The organism is Acinetobacter defluvii, assembly GCF_001704615.3.
In the GTDB taxonomy this organism is placed as follows: domain Bacteria; phylum Pseudomonadota; class Gammaproteobacteria; order Pseudomonadales; family Moraxellaceae; genus Acinetobacter; species Acinetobacter defluvii.
This window is the reverse complement of the sequence record NZ_CP029389.2, coordinates 44,259-58,395: the sequence shown is the minus strand read 5'-3', so window position 1 is coordinate 58,395 and position 14,137 is coordinate 44,259. Positions and strand designations below refer to the sequence as shown.

The 14,137-nt window shown below is 33.6% G+C and carries 21 protein-coding genes; 14 read left to right on the top strand and 7 right to left on the bottom strand.

Annotated elements, in window-relative coordinates; genetic code table 11:
* The first annotated feature begins 14 nt into the window (after positions 1-14).
* From DJ533_RS18575 to DJ533_RS00375, 7 genes are all read left to right on the top strand, one after another.
* Complete coding sequence (locus DJ533_RS18575) at positions 15-155, top strand: hypothetical protein (RefSeq protein WP_171488521.1); 141 nt, start codon at positions 15-17, stop codon at positions 153-155.
* On the top strand, positions 155-640 hold the full coding sequence (locus DJ533_RS00400; RefSeq protein WP_065994769.1) for a hypothetical protein: 486 nt from the start codon (positions 155-157) through the stop codon (positions 638-640). Before DJ533_RS18575 ends, DJ533_RS00400 begins: the two co-directional genes overlap by 1 nt.
* A 4-nt stretch (positions 641-644) precedes the next feature.
* On the top strand, positions 645-941 hold the full coding sequence (locus DJ533_RS00395) for a hypothetical protein (RefSeq protein WP_065994768.1): 297 nt from the start codon (positions 645-647) through the stop codon (positions 939-941).
* Positions 916-1,551, top strand: a complete 636-nt coding sequence (locus DJ533_RS00390) for a lysozyme (RefSeq protein WP_065994767.1) — start codon at positions 916-918, stop codon at positions 1,549-1,551. The genes DJ533_RS00395 and DJ533_RS00390 overlap by 26 nt, the downstream gene beginning before the upstream one ends.
* Position 1,552: 1 nt before the next feature.
* Positions 1,553-2,368, top strand: coding sequence for a hypothetical protein (locus DJ533_RS00385; protein WP_065994766.1), 816 nt, complete (start codon positions 1,553-1,555; stop codon positions 2,366-2,368).
* Between the two features lie 106 nt (positions 2,369-2,474).
* The gene (locus DJ533_RS00380) at positions 2,475-3,536 is read left to right on the top strand and encodes a hypothetical protein (protein ID WP_065994765.1); all 1,062 of its coding nucleotides are present in this window, start codon (positions 2,475-2,477) and stop codon (positions 3,534-3,536) included.
* 141 nt (positions 3,537-3,677) lie between these two features.
* Positions 3,678-4,400, top strand: coding sequence for a hypothetical protein (locus DJ533_RS00375; protein WP_065994764.1), 723 nt, complete (start codon positions 3,678-3,680; stop codon positions 4,398-4,400).
* Between the two features lie 40 nt (positions 4,401-4,440).
* Here DJ533_RS00375 and DJ533_RS00370 read toward each other — a convergent pair whose 3' ends face one another.
* From DJ533_RS00370 to DJ533_RS00340, 7 genes are all read right to left on the bottom strand, one after another.
* A complete protein-coding gene (locus DJ533_RS00370) occupies positions 4,441-5,076 on the bottom strand; it encodes a hypothetical protein (protein WP_065994763.1) in 636 nt (211 codons plus the stop codon).
* Positions 5,077-5,241: 165 nt separating this feature from the next.
* Complete coding sequence (locus DJ533_RS00365; protein WP_065994825.1) at positions 5,242-5,907, bottom strand: recombinase family protein; 666 nt, start codon at positions 5,905-5,907, stop codon at positions 5,242-5,244.
* A 38-nt stretch (positions 5,908-5,945) separates the two neighbouring features.
* Positions 5,946-6,221, bottom strand: coding sequence for a hypothetical protein (locus tag DJ533_RS00360; protein WP_065994762.1), 276 nt, complete (start codon positions 6,219-6,221; stop codon positions 5,946-5,948).
* 14 nt (positions 6,222-6,235) lie between these two features.
* Positions 6,236-6,871 (bottom strand): ParA family protein, encoded by a 636-nt coding sequence (locus DJ533_RS00355; RefSeq protein WP_065994761.1) that lies wholly within the window; start codon positions 6,869-6,871, stop codon positions 6,236-6,238.
* A 385-nt stretch (positions 6,872-7,256) separates the two neighbouring features.
* The gene (locus tag DJ533_RS00350) at positions 7,257-7,844 is read right to left on the bottom strand and encodes an ERF family protein (protein WP_065994760.1); all 588 of its coding nucleotides are present in this window, start codon (positions 7,842-7,844) and stop codon (positions 7,257-7,259) included.
* A 74-nt stretch (positions 7,845-7,918) separates the two neighbouring features.
* Positions 7,919-8,098: a hypothetical protein gene (locus DJ533_RS00345; protein ID WP_065994759.1), complete on the bottom strand. Its 180-nt coding sequence runs from the start codon at positions 8,096-8,098 to the stop codon at positions 7,919-7,921.
* 237 nt (positions 8,099-8,335) lie between these two features.
* Positions 8,336-9,076, bottom strand: coding sequence for an XRE family transcriptional regulator (locus DJ533_RS00340; RefSeq protein WP_081406126.1), 741 nt, complete (start codon positions 9,074-9,076; stop codon positions 8,336-8,338).
* A gap of 179 nt (positions 9,077-9,255) precedes the next feature.
* On the opposite strand from DJ533_RS00340, the gene DJ533_RS00335 reads away from it, so the two are divergent.
* From DJ533_RS00335 to DJ533_RS00305, 7 genes are all read left to right on the top strand, one after another.
* Complete coding sequence (locus tag DJ533_RS00335; RefSeq protein WP_065994757.1) at positions 9,256-9,567, top strand: hypothetical protein; 312 nt, start codon at positions 9,256-9,258, stop codon at positions 9,565-9,567.
* A gap of 45 nt (positions 9,568-9,612) precedes the next feature.
* Positions 9,613-10,632 (top strand): helix-turn-helix domain-containing protein, encoded by a 1,020-nt coding sequence (locus DJ533_RS00330; RefSeq protein ID WP_065994756.1) that lies wholly within the window; start codon positions 9,613-9,615, stop codon positions 10,630-10,632.
* Position 10,633: 1 nt separating this feature from the next.
* A complete protein-coding gene (locus DJ533_RS00325) occupies positions 10,634-11,602 on the top strand; it encodes an ATP-binding protein (protein ID WP_065994755.1) in 969 nt (322 codons plus the stop codon).
* The gene (locus tag DJ533_RS00320; RefSeq protein ID WP_065994754.1) at positions 11,603-12,031 is read left to right on the top strand and encodes a hypothetical protein; all 429 of its coding nucleotides are present in this window, start codon (positions 11,603-11,605) and stop codon (positions 12,029-12,031) included.
* Positions 12,032-12,064: 33 nt separating this feature from the next.
* A complete protein-coding gene (locus tag DJ533_RS00315) occupies positions 12,065-12,661 on the top strand; it encodes an ASCH domain-containing protein (protein ID WP_065994753.1) in 597 nt (198 codons plus the stop codon).
* 3 nt (positions 12,662-12,664) lie between these two features.
* The gene (locus DJ533_RS00310; RefSeq protein WP_065994752.1) at positions 12,665-13,159 is read left to right on the top strand and encodes a hypothetical protein; all 495 of its coding nucleotides are present in this window, start codon (positions 12,665-12,667) and stop codon (positions 13,157-13,159) included.
* Between the two features lie 113 nt (positions 13,160-13,272).
* Positions 13,273-13,470: a hypothetical protein gene (locus tag DJ533_RS00305; protein ID WP_065994751.1), complete on the top strand. Its 198-nt coding sequence runs from the start codon at positions 13,273-13,275 to the stop codon at positions 13,468-13,470.
* The last annotated feature ends 667 nt before the right edge of the window (positions 13,471-14,137 follow it).

Genomic DNA, 14,137 nt, shown 5'->3' with positions numbered 1-14,137 from the left:
ATTCAGTTTTAAACATGCCTTTTTTCTTTATTCAAGATTGGTATGAGTCAGATGCGTGGAAGATCAAAAAACGACTAAAAGAAAATGATGATCAAATGAAGAAAAATGTGATTCAGCTTTTAATCAACATTCAAAACTTACAGCGAGGTCGGTAATGACTAGATCCCTAGTTTTGGGCTTGGTGTGGCGGATAATGTGGTTTTTCTTGCCGCTAGTAAGCGAAGCAGCTTTGGCAAGCCATCCGACTAAATCAAACCTATTTACAAACGAAACAGTACGCGAAGCAGTTAGCATTTATAGCGATGCTATTTTGCTTGTATCGTGTTTTGTTTTACTTATTTTTGGCACAACCATCGGGTATTTTTTCCCAACTCCGCGTTATGGTGCAAAACCATATCCCAAACCATTAAAGCTGCTGATCTCAATTTTCGGCGGTGTTTTGGCATTTATTTACTACATCCATACTGAAAAAGACATTACCCCCGCTGTAGTGATTTGGGTCGCGGGTGTGTCGTTTGTTTCCCCTGCAATTATTCACCTTGTTCATGCAGCGGCAATCAAGATAACAGGCTCAAAGCTAGATATTACAGATGAAGATTTAGACCGTATTAGTCAATCTTTTGATCGTGAAAAGGAGTAATGACATGTTTGATTTATATAGTTTTTTGACATTTAAAAATGTCGTTTGCGTGTTGGTGGTGTTTGTAACAATGGTAATGGTTTTGATACCACATCGCATACTTGATACATCGACACATAAACGCACTATTTACGCAGTTTTAGTTCTACTTTCAGCATTATTTTTCTTAATAGATAAAACTCTATTTGGGTGTTTATTAAGTTTTATTTTGCTCACAACTTGGCTTTCAAATATCGCTTTAAAAAAACTTCAAAATTTTAGAATGGAGAACCCACATGAACAGCAACACAAAAAACATTGAAGTAATTGCACAAGCTTTTTCATGGTTGCGGGCAATGTCTGGAAATGCATTGACCAAAGAACAAGTGATTGCGGGTGACAAAATTATTGAAAATTTGGGCTTTCCTGTATTTGCTGAATTGATCAACTTTAAACACGAACCAGAACGCACGGGCGTAACAGGTCAGTATGATATTTCTGACATGGGTTACAACATGATTAAGGATTTTGAAGGCTTAGAACTCAAAGCCTACCAAGATTCAGGCGGTATTTGGACGATTGGACACGGTACGATTCGCTATCCTAATGGAACAAAAGTCCAAAAAGGTGATACATGCACAGCGGGTCAAGCTCTCGAATGGCTTAAAAATGATTGTCTTTGGGTGGATGCGTGTCTTGATCGTTATGTGACTACAAAAATTTCACAAAATCAGTTTGATGCATTGGCTTCCTTTATTTACAACGTTGGCGAAACAGCCTTTAAAAACAGCTCTATGCTTCGTTTAATTAATGCAAATGAACTTAGATCAGCAGCCAATCAGTTTGATGTGTGGGTGCATGTGAAAGGCAAACGCGTTCAAGGCTTAGTCAATCGCCGTAACGCTGAAAAACGCCATTTTTTAGGGGTTTAACATGAACAAAAATACTTTAAAAGTCGGTCAAAAAGTAAAGTTTGACCAAGAAAAACGCTTCAATTGGACTGTTCAAGCGGTACGTGAACAATACGCTATTTTAACGGCAACATTGGCGGGTAAAGGTTATTACACTATTATTGATTTTAATCATAATATCCGTTCTTCTGGTACATCATGGGGCTTGGGACATGAAACACGCCAAGACTGTGAAATGTCCATGTTGGCGTTGTTTGGTGAACATCCAAACGGTATTGAACAAGAATTATCTAATCGCCATGAAAAGCCGCTGTGTATTGCAGCGGTGAAAGATATTCAAAACTCAATAGAAATGAAAGATCTAAAAATTAAGTTGAATAGCCATGATGAATTTAAACAAGCATCGGATGCCTTGATTGAATTAGGTTATTTCTGGGGTGGTTGCACAGTACCGCACACAGCACCTTATTTATTTACTTATTCAGATGGACGTATTCTTGCTGATTATTTTGATGTTGAGGATGCTGATTTATCTAGCCCTAATTCAGCATTCGGGCATTTCACAAATCATCGAAACACTGAAATTACTTTAGATGAGTTATTAAATTTAGCAATATGGAGCAAAGCACCCATTGAAGCGGAAACATGGGAACGCTTTCCAAATGGCAAATGTGTCTGGCATTGTCGCAAGGATGGACGTTCCTATAGTAAAAAAGCACCAAATATAAACACTAAACGTACTGCATTATGGCGTGATCCTGAAAAGCAGAAAGAAGCGGATATAGCTAAATCTAGTATTGATGAACAATTGAAAGAATTGAATATTGTTTTAGCCTAAAGAAAAAGCCCGATTAATCGGGCTTTTTTTTCGCCTAAAGGAATTTGAAGAAATATATAAAAATTATAACGGTGAAAATAAAGCTAATTTATAGCGAGTTTTTATTATGAATGAGTTAGATAAAGTCGGATTTAATGTGGGTGAAGTCTTAATTCTTGAAGATGATGACTTGTTAACAGAAAGTACCCCAGTCATTACAGGTAAATTTCGGCGTGGTCGTATTGATCAGCACATGTTAATAACTAAACAAAATATTAGAGCAAAACTTGGGCATGATCCACGAAACATATACTACAACAATGTATGTGATGTGCTAGAAAACATACCCGCTGTTTATGTAATGCGTATTTTTGAAGGTAATCAAATATTACCAGAGTTACCTTTTGGGAAATGGATTATTAGTCCAAACGTCACAATAAATTATGCTGCTATAACAGCACATTACACAGCATATAAAACAAATGGATATGATTACTACGACAGTCATGCAGACATTGATTTAACCAACGCAATTATCAATTCATTTAGTGATACTGATATGCAGCAATGGCAAGCGTTTAAAGATGCTGCTAATGAGTTAACAGGGGTGACAGATTGGGTTGTTGATGCTGCAAATAATCAGATTGTTTATACAGTTACACCGCTGTATTGTGCCGATGGTTCTTGTGAGTTTCTTTGGAGAACTGAGACAAATTATGACGGCTATAAATCAGCACAAGAAGGTTGTAATGCGAGAGATAGTCAATTTAACAAAAGTTCTTCAATTTATAAGAATCAAAAAACAACAGCACAAAAAAATTCTACTCTTTATTCTGTAAAAGTTAATTCCCAAACCGTTCAAGTGAATGGTTATACATGTGTTGGTACACGTGAGAAAAAATCTGATAATTCTATTGAATCTGTTTCTCATAAAGTTGTTCCTTATGCGATTAATCCTGATTATTCCCCTGCTGAAGAAGATAAGAAAACACTTCCGCTTGAAACTGTTGCTCAAAAAGTTATTTCAAATGCATCAAGCAGCAATCAAGGCACATCATTACTTGTTGAAACATACATTCAAGAAATTGCAAAGAGCATTTTTAACGAGAATGCAGCCAAGCAATTTGTTAATTTAAACGACTTAATCAATGAATTTGAGAAAAATAAAGTTGTAAGAAGTATCTTTTAAAATAAAAACATGAACCAACGGGATGGTTGGTTCACATTTGCTTGTTATTCCTTTTGGAATATCAGAATATTTTAGGAATATCCAAAAACAGCATATCTACAATCCTGAATAATAGGTTTAAACATTGTTTGGATTATAGATATGCATATCACCAAAGTTTTAGAAAATGAGGTCGGTCTACAATTTGACCGTGTGAAAGATAATACGGGCAGTACGGGTGCTGCACCGATCAATGGCGTTATTACTGGATCTTTTAAACGTGGTCGTATTGATCAGCAAATGCAGATCACACAAGATAACATCAAAGCGGTATTGGGTTATGATCCAGAAAACCCCGATTATGTTGCCGTGCAAGATGCGCTAAATACAGGCATTCCTTATGTAAATGTGATGCGTATTGTTAATAGTAAGCTTAGTGTTATTAGTTGTGCGGGTGCATCTAGTAGTGCAATTATTGATTATGATCCTAGTCTGTCTTACAAAGTTACCATAAACAACGAAGTAGTATTAAATATCAATAAGATAGATTTAAATGCTTCAGGTCAACCAGAACTTAATCCATATACAGAAAAACTATTGAATTTGGTTGATTTACAAGGAATCCTATCGAGTGGGACTGAATCTTGGGGGGCATTAGATTTTAGTACAATCTCTTACAATGATAATTTAAGAATTTCAGTTGAAGCTTTTAGAACTATTTATATGGATGGTGGCGGTCAAGAAAATAATCCTGCGTTTATCTTCTTTCCAAGACCACAAGAAAGTAACAACCAAACTATTTTTTATGAAAATCGAGAAATGGAACATCATGAAATTGTCAGCGGTTATTCAAAAGTTTCGTTCTGTTTAAGTCCACCAGTTTAAACAAAAAAGCCCGAATTAATCGGGCTTTTTTTTATTAAGTTTAATCTAAATACATTTCATTAATTAAAATTTTTGACCAATTTTCATATTGCTCAATGTCTTTTAATAATTCTTCAGGTGACAGCCATATAGGATCAGAAATTTCTTCAGGATCAACTTCAACTTCATTAATGTTATGTATTTTTCGCAGAATTGGTATGCCAACATGTACCGCACCGACTGGATTAGATTGGTCCACTAACAATGATGTAAATTCATTTGAACCTACTGTAGAAGTGTAATTTAATTCTTCACGTAATTCACGTTCAGCACTCACAGCAAGCGAATTGATAAAACCATTATTTAAACTATGATAGTAATCGCTAATATCTACATGCCCACCAAAGCCAATGCTACGAGAGCCATGTAAGCGGCTTTCTGCGCCTTTTTTACGAGAATAAGTTAATACTTTACCTTCATGTTTGACTACACAATAAACCAAAATTTGTGGTAATAACTCCCCTACTTTTTTATATTCATCATCATTATTACGGTCTGCAACTTCTCGATTTAAAAAATGGAAGCTGCTTTTATTTACTATCGACATATTAAAAGAATAAATACCGTAAGCATTATTTTTAGGTATATTTTGTGCGTCAAGTTCTTCACGAGTTATACAGAGTACAGGTGGTTTCATTTTTATTCCGACATAAATCTAATGGGGATTTAAATTATAACATAAAGAATAATATTTAAATAAAATATTCTAAAATGAATAAAACTTAGGCTAAATTATTGTTATAAATCAATAGATTATAGCATATTTATTCTAAATAAGCTATAAAACCATTCCAAAAAGAATTTAAATTCTATCTAAAATTGCTTTTACTGTTTTTGCATACCAAATGCCGCCATGTTTGGACTTTATATTCTGTTTATTTAGTTGTGTGGCAATTTTTCGGTGTCCATATCCCTTTTTTAAAAACTCATGCATTTTTTTGATAACTTGTTGTTCGTCAAAGTTCTCTACTAAATACCCGTTCTCATTGTTAAATCCGTATGGTATGTGTGAATACACTTTGTTATTGTCTTTTAAATGTTGCATCGCCATTTTTGTACGCTCGCTAATAACATCGCGTTCAAATTCATTAATAACAGCAAGCATATTGAAAACCATGCGACCCGATGAACCTGTTGTGTCAATACGTTCAGATAAGCTAATTAAGTCAGCACCAGTGTCTTTGATGTGATTGCTAATCTTTAACATGTCCTCAAGTTTTCGGCTTACACGCGATAAGCTATAACATACAAAAGCCATGCCTTTATTAAGAGCTAATAGGGCTTCTTGTAAGTCTTTACGATGTGCAACGCTTTTTCCTGATAGCCCTGCATCCTCATAAATATGGACTAGCTCATAATCATTTAAATTGCACCAAGCCGCTATTTTTTCTTTTTGTGCGTCAATAGATACGCCGTCCGTGACTTGCTTAGCTGTACTAACACGGACATAGCCGATTGCTTTTTTCATATCACCACTATAATAAAAGGGCATAAATGCCCTATTGATTATTTCCCGTATTTTTTTAAACCATCTTGAATACACTGGATAATAAAATCTTTTTTATATTTAAACTGGCAATTTGGAGTTGCTAAAAAAGCTTTTATATCTTGTTTCATTGATTCGGGTGCGTCAAAAACTTCACGATATGTATCTGTGCGGCTTTCAACACCTTTTGCTGCAACATTCTCATGCGGTGCATTCGTGTTGCTTGCAAAAGTAGCCGCATTGTCAAAGCGGCTACTTTTGTTTGGTTTTGCAATAGCGATATTTTTACCCGCCATATTTTCACTCCAATTTACTTAATTAACTTTTCAATTTCTTTTGAAAATTCAAGAAATTCACTTTTCGCTTTTGGATGGTTATATGCCCCCACCCAAGTACCCATCCCCATAACATCAGAATATGCAATATAATCTGATAATGGCTGTTTGATTTCATCATGACCAAGCTCTTTATTCACTTGATCTTTTAATTCTAAGCGGCGTTTTGTTGGTTTGAATTTATTCCAAACTAAACGTAATTTAATATCGGGCTTTTCAGATTTTGCAGCTTCAATTAATTCTGAAATATCACTTGCTGCCCAGAAATCGGGTGCTGAAGTAGTAACAGGCAAAAGTACCAGGTCACTAAATAAAAGACTAGAACGCGCAAGATCTTCTAAGCGTGGAGGTAGATCCACAATAACAATATCAAATTTTTCATCAGATTCTTTTAAAAGATTAATTAGCTCACTTAATGAAAATGTAGATCCAGATTGAAAGTTTTTATCTTCAACCATGCTTGACCAAGCTGATAAAGTACCTTGCTTCATGTCTGCGTCAACCGCCAACACTTTTTTACTCTTAGAAAGAAAATAGCCCGCAAGATTTGCTGCGATTGTTGTTTTACCAACCCCACCCTTGAGCTGTAATACGGAAATATATTTAGTCATTCGTTTTTCCTAAATGTGTTCTTGCATAATTGGCGATATGCTGTAGCAAAATTGCTTTAATGTTTTTGCATTTTGTGCATTGGCACTGATATTTAATGCTACATGTCATCGTGCCATGCTTCACGGGTTTGTTTAGTTTACTCATATAATCATAAAATCACAAATAAAGTTAATCATAAAATCATATTAATGATGCTGTTTTTTGCTATATTCAATCTTTTCAATGTACTTGTAACATTGTTTGGATTCTTCTAATAACATTTCTGGTGTAATTTGATCACGCGTAATTTTGCGCTTTTTAAGAAAACGCTCAAAAGAAATGTTGGCAAGACGTAAGATCTCAATAAACTGGGACAATTGTTCATCAGTAACAGAGTTTAAATTTCTATTTTGGTGAGAATTGTTTTGCTGACTGCTGATATTGCGCGTTCTGACTGTAGTTGTAACTTTGTTGGTTGTTATTGTCATAATACTGATTAGATTGCTCTATATCTGTTGATGATTTAGTTGGGATGCTAAACATTTGAATATAACAATACTTATGAGCGTTGGATAAAGCTTTTTGACTTCCTTTATCCGTTGAGTCTTTTGCTTCCCCCGCCATTGTAACTGTGACAAAACTTTCATCAAGGATACTTAAAAATTTGTACTCAACTTCAATATGCGTGTGGTGAGATACCTTCCCATAACTATCTACAAGTTTTTCAACATTTGTAGATTTAACATCAGGAATGCACACAATATTATTTTCAGTAAGTAGGGGTGTGACAACGTTGTAAATATCATCCACGCTACGAAAATTGTAATCCTGAAAATTAGAATTACCTTTGTTCTTGTTTGATTTTGTTGAGTGTGATTTAGCGATCCCAACTTTTGCCAAATGTGCCTGAATAGCATGAATAGCTAAATAAATTGCAGGAATGCGAGATTGTGATTGTTGCATGATTTTTGGTTGGTTCTGAACGTTTTCCATAATTTAAACCCTTGATAATATTAATAGTCATAAATATGATTTTATGAAAAATCATATTTACAATCGAAAAAAAATTACTTCATTAAGTTGATATATTTCTCATTTGCATCTAAACGCCCTTGTTCTTCAATTTCAGAAGCGTCAACCCACATGATTAAAGTCTGAAAAGCAACAAAAGTTAAGATCAAGAAAAGGGCTAAGTTTTTGATGATAATTGGGAACTTGCTTAGAAGATTCTGAATAATTGCTAACATACTGCTCACCATTCAATAAGAATAAAATTTATTCCCAAAAGAATAAAATTTATTCCCAATAAATGCAATAGGGAATATTAAGGAATTTTTTAATGCATTAAAACGTGAGTTTAATTGGTTATTTTTTGTTAACAAATTGCAAATTCATTTCATTAATGGGTTTATTTATAAGAAATCAGGAATTTACAGGAATAAAAAAAGGCAGAAATTTCTGCCTTATTCGAGTTTGATTAGATTTTAATTCACAATATTTGTAATTGTGATGATTTTCCCTAAAATTTTAAAGTCATCTTGATCTAGGTCCACAACTTCGTCAGGATAATTTTCTTTATCTTCTGCCCCAATTCTAACTCGTTTATTTGGCATCAAAAATAAATAACGCAATTGTGCTAATTCACCAAATTGGATTGCGTATAATTTCCCAGAAATTACAGAAGTATCTGTTTTATCATACGTTACTCGCGCGTTTACGTTTGCTACTTTATCCATTGCTGTATCTTTCACAATGAAAAATTCAATATCGTCTGCCGTTTTTCCTTCTGGTATCAGATCGTTGTCAAACATTAATTTATTTTCCTTATTAGGGTTCATATCTGGTGATTCTTCACTTGTAGAATCTTTGTCACCATGCATTCCAATAAGAATAAATTTATTTTTTTGTTGGTGCAAACCACTTTGCCAATTATTTTCACTATTTTTGCTTTTGCCATGAATTAGCCAGTTAATATCTATATTTAATACATTGGCAATATCTGGTAAATATTTACTATTTTTAGTGATATTACCGCATATTTTACTAATTGTAGATTGCTTAGTACCAAGCATTTCAGCCAATTCGTGTTGCTGTATATTCTGTTTTTTTAATACTAATTGCAATCTATCGCCTGTCGTATTCGGAAGATCATCTATATCAAATGTAAGGGGTGATTTATCGTCAATTATATTATTCTGGTTGGTCATAAAAGCCTCAATATTCATACTGTCTAATAAACTCGCTTAAATAAAAATACTATTAAGCATGTGTTTTGCTTAATTTTATGCTTAAAATTCCCTAAAAACTATAATTAAGAATTTAGGAAAATAATTCTTTAATATTGAATTTCTATTCTTATTTGAATAATATTATTCTCTATACACAATATTTAGGAATAATTTGTATGCTAACTGTTATAAATTTTACAGATCAGCAGCGTATAGAGTTATTGGAACGGTTTCCTATTGATGAAACGGTTAAAAAGTATCCAAATTCAGTGATAGATAAGATATTGCGCTTAAATATCGCCATTGGACTTTACTTCAAAAATCAAACTGAAGCGGCAATTTATCTCGAAGTTAAACAACCTAGTATTTGCAAGTATCTCAAGGGTCAATTGCCATTGCCGCTGCATCGTGCAGAGAAATTAGAGGAAATTTCCAAAAAATCTGTTTTAGCTCAAGACATTTGCTTCACGTTAGATGAAGTCAAATAAGTAAGTTTTATTTTTTATTTTTATTTTTATTTTCAGGAAAACAGAATGACAGATATGTCTATTGCTTTGCAGCTTGAAACTGCAAAGCGTGTAACTGTGTTTAGGGATTTGCACAATAAAGAAAATCCTTATTGCATGATTTCAAATAAAACCATGCATGACAAAAATATCGAAAAATTTTCTGATCTTGGGTTACTCACTTATTTATTAAGTTGGAGTAATTACCATCGTGTCTGCATTGAAGCACTAGCAAAGCGCGGTAAAGATGGGCGTGATGCAATACGCAATATGTTGAAACGACTTGAATCACTGGGCTATGTCAAGCGAACTCAACTAAAGAGCCAGAACGGTCAATTTGGTGAAGTTATTTATCAAATATTTGAAAGTCCAGATCAGCAAAAACCTTCCTTAGAACTCGGTGATTCTAAAGCTGCTACTGAACAACAAAAAGAGCATCTTGAAAATGCTCAATTGGGTTTTGACTTTGAAATGTTTGATCAGGAAAACAATATGAATTTTGATGCTGAAAATGATAAAACCGCTAACGGTTTTTCCGTAAACGGAGAAAGCGACACTAATAAATATAATGATTCAAGAAATACTATTAGTAATAGCGAAGAACAGAAAAAAATTGAAAAACAGGAAATCATAAATCGCTTTCCTTTAAAAATTGACGATCCAGTTGTGAAAGCAAGATTAAATATGTCGATGTTGTCTAATGTAGTTTCAACGCAAGCACAACTAGACGCTTATTTGCTTGATTTTAATTTAAATCATTCTCAATTTAAAAATTTAACACCACACAAGCGGTTATTAAATTTTATTGTTTTTCTCAACAAAATTCATACATCCAAAGCGGGGCAAAATGCCCATAGAGCGCGTTTAAGAGCAAATGGGTTTATTGATCTACCCGCAGCACCTACTCATACCCCTAAAGTAAAATCTAAGCAAGATTTCAGCCGTTTTACCAACGTTCAAGCACAAGCAAGTCAGGTTAAACAACTTGATGCTGAAAGACTGCAAAAAATCGCACAACAAGCCGCTATTGATCTGGAAGGGTTTTGATATGAATACTATGGTTAATGTTTCTAAAAAAGAATTTCAGTGTGAAACGCATGGCGGTTATTTCAAGTTTGAGAGCGAATTAAATAAAAACTGCCCTTATTGTGAACAGCAAGAAGCAAAAAAGACGATTGAAAACCAGGTTAAAAAATTGGATTTTGGTTTTATTGATTTGGTTGAAGTGCCTATATCGTGTTTAAAACATGGTGATCAGATCGTTAAAGTACCTGAAGTGATTTCTAAACATGTTCAATGTCCTGAATGTCGTACTGAAGAAATGGCAGAACAACTTAAAACTAAAATGGATGAACGGATCAAACAGGAATGTAAAAAGGCTGAATTACCCGTCAATAGTTTTGGCACTTTTAAACAACTTGCAAAAACAGTCAAAAGTGAAAAGCAAACGCGTATTTATGATCGTTTTAAACAGTATGTTTTATCTATGTTTGAGTCCAAAACAACAGAAGGACACCAGAATATTTATTTAACTGGGGACATGGGGACAGGTAAAACAGTCATGGCAAGTATTTTGATGCAGAACATTGTTTTACGTTCTGTGAAATGCGATAGCTTAGATCCCAACGATATAACATTTAATGCCACATACAAATGCTTATTTATCACTGAAGCAAAGCTCAATGCTGAAATTTATGCAACATGGCGTAAAGATAGTGAATCCACATATAAAGCACTTATGGCTAAGTTAATTAAAGTGCCGTTTTTGTGTATTGATGACATTGGTAGTGTGTCGCAAAGTGAGCATTTATTTGAAGCGTATATGATGATCATTGATGAACGATATAAACGCCGTTTGCCGACTATCATCACTTCAAACGTACCATTTGATCAATTGCAAGAAATTATAGGCGCACGGGCGAAGGACCGCTTTGCGGAAAAGAATCGAATTATCGTTGTAAATTGCGATTGGGAAGGTTATCGCACAGCCCAAGCCAACGAAATTGAGTTTTTTTAAATGCTGGGTTATCGCCTTAAATTTCATATCACGCTTGAAAAATGGATCGGAAAGCGTAGAGGGCGTTTATCAGAATTGGCACGGCGTTTAAATGTGAAGCGACAAGCATTTAGAAATCGTATTGCGGTCTATGGTCTTTCATTGCTTGAAATGGATCGAATTAAAGTACAGAAATTCAAAATTGAACGTGATGAAAAACGGGCGATTGATTTGTTGCGCTTCATGAAAAAATGGATGAGTAAAAAACAAGGACGACAAATAGCACTTGCACAGCGAATGGGTATTACGCCGTTTGCCTTGCGCCAGTTATGTAATGCAAAAAAAGATAAACGTTATTCCATTCTAAAATACGGGATAACTGCTGTACGTCAGGCAATCAAAGAGATTGAGAGAAATTTAAAGATTGCTTTAAAATATGATAAATCATAAAATCATATTTATGATTTTAGTTAGGAAAACAAAATGAAAGAACGCCCGATTTTATTTAATACTCAAATGGTCAAAGCAATTTTAGAAGGTCGTAAGACGCAAACGCGAAGAATTATAAATCCACAACCGACTTTTAAGGAAAACACAGGATTTCATTGGAAAGGTTATATGTATGGTATAGGTTCTGACTATGCTGAAACAATGCATAATTTTACCAATAGGAACTGTCCTTTTGGTCGTGTAGGTGATCAGCTTTGGGTGAGGGAAACTTTCGCAATCGTTCCTGAAACCGCTTATCGACATAGTGAAGTTAATAAATTAAATCACCCAAATGATCAGGAATTATCAATAATTTATAAGCAAGGATTTCATTTATCCAAATCTGGATTTTCTTGGAAACCTTCAATCCATATGCCGCGTTGGGCATCACGTATTTTGCTAGAAATTACTAATGTCCGTGTAGAACGGCTTACAGATATATCTGTAAAAGATGCGTTGTCAGAAGGCATTGAACACAAATCAATGAATTGTCCACGTCATGAATTTTTTCAATTATGGAATAGTGTTTATGGTGATATGGCACATGAACAAAATAACTGGGTATGGGTAGTTGAATTTAAACAGGTATAAGTTATGTGTAATACATTTAATTTAAAGAAAGCATGTAAAGATTGTCCCTTTAAAAAAGGGAATACATATCTACACCCAGAGGGATTAAAAGAAAGATTTAACCATGTTACTAAACAGGATAGATCTTTTTCATGTCATAAAACCGTTGATTATGATGCTTACAATGAATATCGAGAAGCACAAAGCGAAATAGAAGAAATTTTGCAATGCATGGCTGAAGATGGTCATTCATTTAAAGAAATCAGTACAGAACGTCAAAAGCTAGAATCTGATCCGCATTTTATAGATGTTAGAGATAAATATCAGACTACACTTAAAAATGAAATGTATTGTGCGGGCATGTTAATTCTGGTGAAAAAGGAGAATATGATTTTTAATAATTTTCCTTTACGGTACGCCGTATCTAAAGGGTTATTAGATCTTAATCAATTTAAAGATGAACATGAGGTATATGACTCAATACATGAAGCTATAAATGCACATGCTAACGGGATTTAATTTTTATTTAATCATAAATATGAATTATCATATTTATAGTTTTTGTTTACTTGGTTTTGAAAAATATCGAGGTTATTTATTTAATGACTTCGATATAAATTTTTGAGAGAGAGATGATTAATTTTTTTTTAAAACTTTTTTCTTCCATATCTGTTTTACCAAATGATGATTTTAGTAAAACATTTACACACAATCCTGATGAATTAGCAGAGAAGGCTATGGAGAAAACGGCTGACCAGATGAAGGAAGCTTTAAAAACTTATTCCTTAGAACATCCTGAAGTTAAGAATAATATTGAAAATTTGGAGTAACTATTTATTTCTATATTTTTCAACATAACAAGCTCTACATAGTGCTGACCATTGTTGCTTGTAATCTTTATAGCCATTTTTATAAAAAAATTCTTCATCAAAAGGATAGTATTCGTTGCACCCAGAACAACGTTTTTCCTTTCCTAGTTCAGTAATGATGTAAACAGACATGCAATAAAACTGTAATTTTAAAAATTTAAAAATATTTTAAAGTTTAATTTTTTGTAATCAATGGATTGTTACTATTTTGGTATATCCCACCTTTTTCCGTGCTAAACATAAATTATATTTTTCCTTATTTTTTCTACTGTTTTTTAAGAAGTATTTTATTCATTTGTTGATTTTTTAATTAAATTTACGTTTCTAAAAAACTATATCCCACCTTTTTCCGTGCTAAAACTAGATTTTAATACAGTATTTTATTATTTCTCTTTTAAATTCATAACGTAATATGATTTTTATAGGTTTTTTATAAGTTATCCACAGTCTTTGAGTTCTTTTTATTAATTTTATATACTTTTATATACTTTTACGAGGTCTGAAACTATTGCTATACAAGGCATACAGAGGACATTATCCACCTTTTTCCGTGCTATACCCCACCTTTTTCCGTGCTATACCCCACCTTTTTCCGTGCTATACCCCACCTTTTTCCGTGCTATTTACA

Bases quoted from the DNA above. Each gene is read 5' to 3' on its own strand.
- DJ533_RS18575 (WP_171488521.1), top strand. From the start codon at position 15: ATGCCTTTTTTCTTTATTCAAGATTGGTATGAGTCAGATGCGTGGAAG.
- DJ533_RS00400 (WP_065994769.1), top strand. From the start codon at position 155: ATGACTAGATCCCTAGTTTTGGGCTTGGTGTGGCGGATAATGTGGTTT.
- DJ533_RS00395 (WP_065994768.1), top strand. From the start codon at position 645: ATGTTTGATTTATATAGTTTTTTGACATTTAAAAATGTCGTTTGCGTG.
- DJ533_RS00390 (WP_065994767.1), top strand. From the start codon at position 916: ATGAACAGCAACACAAAAAACATTGAAGTAATTGCACAAGCTTTTTCA.
- DJ533_RS00385 (WP_065994766.1), top strand. From the start codon at position 1,553: ATGAACAAAAATACTTTAAAAGTCGGTCAAAAAGTAAAGTTTGACCAA.
- DJ533_RS00380 (WP_065994765.1), top strand. From the start codon at position 2,475: ATGAATGAGTTAGATAAAGTCGGATTTAATGTGGGTGAAGTCTTAATT.
- DJ533_RS00375 (WP_065994764.1), top strand. From the start codon at position 3,678: ATGCATATCACCAAAGTTTTAGAAAATGAGGTCGGTCTACAATTTGAC.
- DJ533_RS00370 (WP_065994763.1), bottom strand. From the start codon at position 5,076: ATGAAACCACCTGTACTCTGTATAACTCGTGAAGAACTTGACGCACAA.
- DJ533_RS00365 (WP_065994825.1), bottom strand. From the start codon at position 5,907: ATGAAAAAAGCAATCGGCTATGTCCGTGTTAGTACAGCTAAGCAAGTC.
- DJ533_RS00360 (WP_065994762.1), bottom strand. From the start codon at position 6,221: ATGGCGGGTAAAAATATCGCTATTGCAAAACCAAACAAAAGTAGCCGC.
- DJ533_RS00355 (WP_065994761.1), bottom strand. From the start codon at position 6,871: ATGACTAAATATATTTCCGTATTACAGCTCAAGGGTGGGGTTGGTAAA.
- DJ533_RS00350 (WP_065994760.1), bottom strand. From the start codon at position 7,844: ATGGAAAACGTTCAGAACCAACCAAAAATCATGCAACAATCACAATCT.
- DJ533_RS00345 (WP_065994759.1), bottom strand. From the start codon at position 8,098: ATGTTAGCAATTATTCAGAATCTTCTAAGCAAGTTCCCAATTATCATC.
- DJ533_RS00340 (WP_081406126.1), bottom strand. From the start codon at position 9,076: ATGAATATTGAGGCTTTTATGACCAACCAGAATAATATAATTGACGAT.
- DJ533_RS00335 (WP_065994757.1), top strand. From the start codon at position 9,256: ATGCTAACTGTTATAAATTTTACAGATCAGCAGCGTATAGAGTTATTG.
- DJ533_RS00330 (WP_065994756.1), top strand. From the start codon at position 9,613: ATGACAGATATGTCTATTGCTTTGCAGCTTGAAACTGCAAAGCGTGTA.
- DJ533_RS00325 (WP_065994755.1), top strand. From the start codon at position 10,634: ATGAATACTATGGTTAATGTTTCTAAAAAAGAATTTCAGTGTGAAACG.
- DJ533_RS00320 (WP_065994754.1), top strand. From the start codon at position 11,603: ATGCTGGGTTATCGCCTTAAATTTCATATCACGCTTGAAAAATGGATC.
- DJ533_RS00315 (WP_065994753.1), top strand. From the start codon at position 12,065: ATGAAAGAACGCCCGATTTTATTTAATACTCAAATGGTCAAAGCAATT.
- DJ533_RS00310 (WP_065994752.1), top strand. From the start codon at position 12,665: ATGTGTAATACATTTAATTTAAAGAAAGCATGTAAAGATTGTCCCTTT.
- DJ533_RS00305 (WP_065994751.1), top strand. From the start codon at position 13,273: ATGATTAATTTTTTTTTAAAACTTTTTTCTTCCATATCTGTTTTACCA.